This window comes from Streptomyces sp. NPDC089919, assembly GCF_040684615.1.
Lineage (GTDB): Bacteria > Actinomycetota > Actinomycetes > Streptomycetales > Streptomycetaceae > Streptomyces.
Window position 1 is genome coordinate 1 of the sequence record NZ_JBFBGK010000198.1, and the last position, 6,059, is coordinate 6,059.

The 6,059-nt window shown below is 73.0% G+C and carries 1 protein-coding gene; it reads left to right on the forward strand.

Going from position 1 to position 6,059, the window contains the following annotated elements:
• Positions 1–90 precede the first annotated feature (90 nt).
• Positions 91–6,059: SDR family NAD(P)-dependent oxidoreductase (locus tag AB0O40_RS37310; RefSeq protein ID WP_365050642.1), on the forward strand; the 5,969-nt coding region annotated here is incomplete at its 3' end.

The following is a 6,059-nucleotide window of genomic DNA, read 5'->3' on the forward strand; positions in this document are numbered from 1 at the left end:
CAGGCGACCGAGGCCGAAGTCCATTCATCTCTGGCGGAGTTCGGAGGCCGGCTGTCGGTGGCGGCGGTCAACGGGCCGACCTCGCTGGTCGTGTCAGGTGAACTCGACGCGATTGAGGCGTGGTTGCCGTTCTGGGAGGAGCAGGGCCGTAAGACGACCCGCTTGCGGGTCAGTCATGCCTTCCACTCGCCGCTCATGGAGCCGATGCTGGCGGAGTTCCGGGCGGTCGCGGAGGGTCTGACCTTCCACGAGCCCCGGATCCCGGTGGTGTCGAACCTGACCGGTGGGCTGGTGTCGGCCGAGCTGACCGACCCGTCGTACTGGGTCTCGCACGTCCGGGAGGCGGTCCGCTTCGCCGACGGCATCCGGACCCTCGCCGACGAGGGCGTGACCCGGTTCCTCGAGCTGGGCCCCGATGCGGTCCTGACCGCCCTCGCCCAGCAGACCGTGGACACCGACGACGCCGTCTTCCTGCCCGCCCTGCGGGCCCGTACGCCCGAGCCGGGGGCCTTCGCCGCCTTCCTGGGCCAGGCCCACGTCGCCGGTGTCCCCGTCGACTGGACCGCGTACTACGCCGGTACCGGTGCGCGTCGCGTCGACCTCCCGACGTACGCCTTCCAGCGCGAGCGCTACTGGGTCGCGCCAGGCCTCGGCTCCGGGGACCCGGCCGCGGCCGGCCTCGGGGCGGTCGACCACCCCCTCCTGAGCGCCGCCGTCCCGGTCGGCGACCAGGACGAGTGGGTCTTCACCGGCCGGCTCTCCCAGGACGGCGCACCCTGGGTGCGCGACCACGAGGTGCACGGCACGGTCGTGGTCCCGGGTACCGCGCTCGTCGAGCTGGCCGCCGCCGCCGGACGGCAGACGGGTGCGCCCGTGGTCGAGGAGCTGGTGCTCGAAGCCCCGCTGATGCTGGCCGGGAGCACCCCGGTGCACCTTCAGGTCAAGGTCGGGGAGCCCGACGGGGACGGCCGCCGTGAGGTGGCGCTGTACTCGCGCACCGAGGCGCAGGACGAGTCCGCACCCCAGGTCACCTGCCACGCCCGGGGCGCCCTGACCCCGGCCGCCGGCACGGTCGTCACGACCGAGGACTGGGCCGGCCAGTGGCCCCCGGCCGACGCGGAACCGCAGGCCGTGGACGCGGTCTACCCGCGCTTCGCCGACCTCGGCCTGGAGTACGGGCCCGCCTTCCAGGGCGTCCGGGCGGTCTGGCGGGACGGGGAGACCGTCTACTCCGAGATCGCCGTGCAGGACGACCGGGTGGACACCGCGAGCGGGTTCGCGCTGCATCCCGCGCTCTTCGACGCCGCACTGCACGGCGGGCTCGACGGCCTGAGCGCCGACGGCGCACCGGTGGCCCAACTGCCGTTCTCCTGGACCGGAGTCCGGTTCGGCCAGGGCGCCGGGCCGGCCCGGATCCGGGTCAGGCTGACCCCGGCCGGCGCCTCGGCGCTGCGGATCGACATCGCGGACGAGGCCGGACAGCCGGTGGCGAGCGTCGCCAGGCTGGCCTTCCGCCCCGTGGACCCGGCCCAGATCCAGGGCACGAAGCAGAGCAGTAGCCCGCTGTACCGGCTGGACTGGACGCCGCTGACGGAGCGCCCGGCGGGTCCCGAGGTGTCGGTGGCCCTGATCGGCGACACCGTGTCGGCGAGGGGAGTGCGGTACGAGGACCTGGCCGCGCTCGACCGAGAACTGGCCGGGGGCGCTCCTGCGCCCGAGGCGGTGGTGGTGACGGTCGGGTCGCCCGTACGGACGGCAGGCTCCGAACTCGCCACCGCGGCACGCGAGGTGACCGGCTCCACGCTGGGGCTCCTCCAGCAGTGGCTGACCGGTGGGCAGTTCGCGGACACCCGCCTCGTGGTCGTCACCCGGAACGCGGTGGCGGTCGGCGACGGGGCGCCGGATCTGGTGCAGGCGCCGGTATGGGGTCTGGTCCGCAGTGCGCAGTCGGAGAACCCCGGACGCATCGTGCTGGTGGACGCCGACACCGACGAGCTGCCGGAGTGGTCGGCCTTCCTCGGCGGGGACGAGCCGCAGATCGCGGTCCGGGGCGGTGAGTTGCTGGTTCCGAGGCTGGCCCGGACGGCCACGCAGCCGACGGAACGGCCGTGGCGGCTCGGTATCGAGCGGAAGGGTTCGCTGGACGGTCTGGCGATCCTGCCCTCCGACGCGGACCGCCCGCTCGGCCCGCAGGAGGTGCGGATCGGCATCCGGGCCGCGGGCCTGAACTTCCGCGACGTGCTGATCGCGCTGGGGACGTACCCGGGTGAGGCGCCGCTCGGCAGCGAGGCCGCCGGCGTGGTCCTGGAGGTCGGATCCGAGGTCGGCGGCCTGGCGGCCGGTGACCGGGTGATGGGTCTGTTGATGGATCCGTTCGGTCCGCTGGGTGTGACGGATCACCGGATGGTGGTGCGGATGCCGGAAGGGTGGTCGTTCGAGGAGGCGGCGGCGATGCCGCTGGTCTTCCTGACCGCCTACTACGCGCTGACCGACCTGGGTGATGTGCGTCCGGGGGAGCGGCTGTTGGTGCATGCTGCTGCCGGTGGTGTGGGTTCGGCGGCGGTGCAGCTCGGCCGTCACTTCGGCGCCGAGGTCTACGCCACCGCCAGCCAGTCCAAGCAGGCGGCGGTGCGCGACTCCGGGGTCCTGGAGCAGCGGATCGCGTCCTCCCGTGACCTCTCCTTCCGGGACGCGTTCCAGCGGGAGACGGCCGGCTCGGGTGTGGACGTCGTCCTCAACGCCCTCGCCGGCGAGTTCATCGACGCCTCGCTCGACCTGCTGCCCCGCGGCGGCCGGTTCCTGGAGATGGGCAAGGCCGACATCCGCGACGCGGAGCAGGTGGCCGGCGCCCACCCGGGGGTGCGCTACGTCGCCTTCGACCTGCTGGAGGCGGGTTCGGACCGGATCCAGGAGATGCTTCTGGACCTGGTCGCTCTCTTCGAGCAGGGTGTGCTGCACCACTCGCCGATCCGTTCGTGGGACGTACGGCGGGGTGCGGAGGCGTTCCGGTTCCTGCGTGAGGGCCGGAACGTCGGCAAGATCGTGCTGAGGGTCCCGGCGCCGTTGGACCCGGAGGGCACGGTCCTGATCACGGGTGGTACCGGTGGTCTGGGTGCCGAGTTCGCGGGTCATTTCGTCCGGGAACACGGGGCGCGCGACCTGCTGCTCGTCAGCCGTCGTGGCTCGGCGGCGGACGGCGTGGAGGAGCTGGTCGCGGGGCTGGAGGCGCTGGGGGCCCGGGTCCGGGTCGCCGCGTGTGACGTTGCGGACCGTGATCAACTCAACTCGCTGATCGGCTCGTTGGACCGGCCGCTGACGGCCGTGGTCCATGCCGCCGGTGTCCTGGACGACGGTGTGGTCGCCTCGCTCACGCCCGAGCAGGTGGAGCGGGTGCTGCGTCCCAAGCTGGACGCCGCACTGCACCTGCACGAGCTGATCGCGGGCATGGACCTCTCCGCGTTCGTGCTCTTCTCTTCCGTCTCGGCGTTGATCGGCGGCCCGGGTCAGGGCAACTACGCTGCGGCGAACGCCTTCCTGGACGCCCTGGCGGCGACCCGGCGGTCCGCGGGTCTGCCCGCGACCTCCCTCGCCTGGGGCCTGTGGGCCAACACGGCAGGCATGTCGGGCACGTTGGACGAGGCGGAGATCGCCCGCCTGGAACGGATGGGCACTTCCGCGCTTCCCACCGAGCTGGGTCTGGAGCTGTTCGACCGCTCCGGTCAGATCGACGAGGCGCTGCTGGTCCCGGTCCTGCTGGACCTGGGCGTGCTGCGGGGACAGGCCCGCTCGGGCATGCTCCCGCCGCTCTTCCGCGGCCTGGTCCGCGCCCAGGCGCGTCAGACCGCCACCGGGACCGGTTCGCTGGTCCAGCGGCTGGCGGGGGTTGCCGATGGGGACCGGGAGCAGGTCGTGCTCGACCTGGTCACGGCTCAGGTCGCGGCCGTACTCGGGCACGCGTCCGGCGCGGCGGTCGAGCCCGAGCGGGCCTTCCGCGAGCTGGGCATCGACTCGCTCGGCGCGGTGGAACTGCGGAACCGGCTGACCCAGGCCTCCGGCCTGCGGCTGCCCACCACCCTGGTCTTCGACCACCCCACCCCCGCCGCCATCGCCCGCCTCCTCCTCAGCGAGGCCGGCGGTGCGGAGCCGGCCGCGGCGGTGGTGCGTACCCGGCGCAAGAGTGCTCGTACGGACGAGCCGTTGGCGATCGTCGGCATGGCCTGCCGCTACCCGGGTGGAGTCAACTCGCCCGAGGAACTGTGGCAGTTGGTGGCGCAGGGCCGGGACGCGATCTCCGGCCTGCCGACCGACCGTGGCTGGGACCTGGCACGGCTCACCGACTCCGACCCGGAGCGGGCCGGCACGCTCACCACGCGGGGCGGTGGGTTCCTGGACACCGCAGGGGACTTCGACGCCGGCTTCTTCGGCGTCAGCCCGCGCGAGGCGCTGGCCATGGACCCGCAGCAGCGGCTGCTGCTGGAGGCCTCGTGGGAGGCACTGGAGGACGCCGGGTTCGACCCGGCCACCCTCCGCGGCACCGACACCGGCGTCTTCTGCGGTGTCGTGTCCTCGGACTACGGGCTGTCGGCCACCCCGCCGGAGCTGGCGGGCTTCCGTCTGACCGGCACCACCACGAGCGTGGTCTCCGGCCGGGTCGCCTACAGCCTGGGGCTGGAGGGTCCGGCGGTGTCCGTGGACACGGCGTGTTCCTCCTCGCTGGTCGCCCTGCACCTGGCCTCGCAGGCCCTGCGCTCGGGCGAGTGCTCACTGGCCCTCGTCGGCGGCGTGACGGTGATGTCGGGTCCGTTCCTCCTTCAGGAGTTCAGCCGCCAGCGGGGTCTGGCGGAGGACGGTCGCTGCAAGTCGTACGCGGCGGCCGCGGACGGCACCGGCTTCTCCGACGGTCTCGGGCTGTTGGTGGTGGAGCGGTTGTCGGACGCGCAGCGCAACGGTCACCGGGTCCTGGGCGTGATCCGGGGGAGTGCGGTGAACCAGGACGGCGCGAGCAACGGCCTCACCTCGCCGAACGGTCCGTCGCAGGAGCGGGTGATCCGGCAGGCGCTGGAGAACGCCGGGCTGAGCCCGGCGGAGGTCGACGCGGTGGAGGGCCACGGGACGGGTACCCGGCTGGGTGACCCGATCGAGGCCCAGGCCGTCCTCGCGACCTATGGCCAGGAGCGGGAGAACGGCCCGCTGCTGCTGGGTTCGATCAAGTCCAACATCGGTCACACCTCGGCCGCGGCCGGTGTGGCGGGTGTCATCAAGATGGTGAAGGCGATGCAGCACGGCGTGCTGCCCCAGACGCTGAACGTGGACGAGCCGTCCCCGTACATCGACTGGTCGGCCGGCGAGGTCGAGCTGCTGACCGCGGCGGTCGAGTGGCCCTCGACGGGTGACCGGCCCCGGCGGGCGGGCGTCTCCTCCTTCGGCATCAGCGGTACCAACGCGCACGTGATCGTCGAGGCGGCACCGGAGGAGCCGGCCGCCGAGCCGGTGTCCGGGCACCGGCCGCCGGTCCTGCCGGTGCTGATGTCGGCCAAGACCCCGGAGGCCCTGGTCGCCCAGGCCGAGCGGCTGCGGGCGCACCTTGCCGAGCGGCCTGAGCTGGACGTCCTGGACGTGGCGTGCTCGGCGGTGGCCTCGCGGGCACAGTTCGACCGGCGGACGTTCGTGGCCGCCTCGGACCGCGAGGGTCTGCTGAACGCTCTGGACGCCCTCATTGCGCGCGGCCCCGGCGGATCCGGCCCGGTTCAGGGCAAGACCGCCTTCCTGTTCACGGGGCAGGGCGCGCAGCGGCCTGGGATGGGTGCCGAACTGGCGGCCTCCTACCCGGTGTTCGCGGAGTCTCTGGATGCCGTTTGTGCCATGTTCGACGGGCTGTTGGGCCGGTCGTTGAAGGAGTTGTTGTTCGCGGCGGAGGGTTCGGCCGAGGCCGGGCTGTTGGACCGTACGGAGTTCACGCAGGCTGCGTTGTTCGCGGTCGAGGTGGCGCTGTTCCGGCTGGTCGAGTCGCTGGGGATCACCGCCGATGTGCTGATCGGGCACTCGGTGGGTGAGCTGGC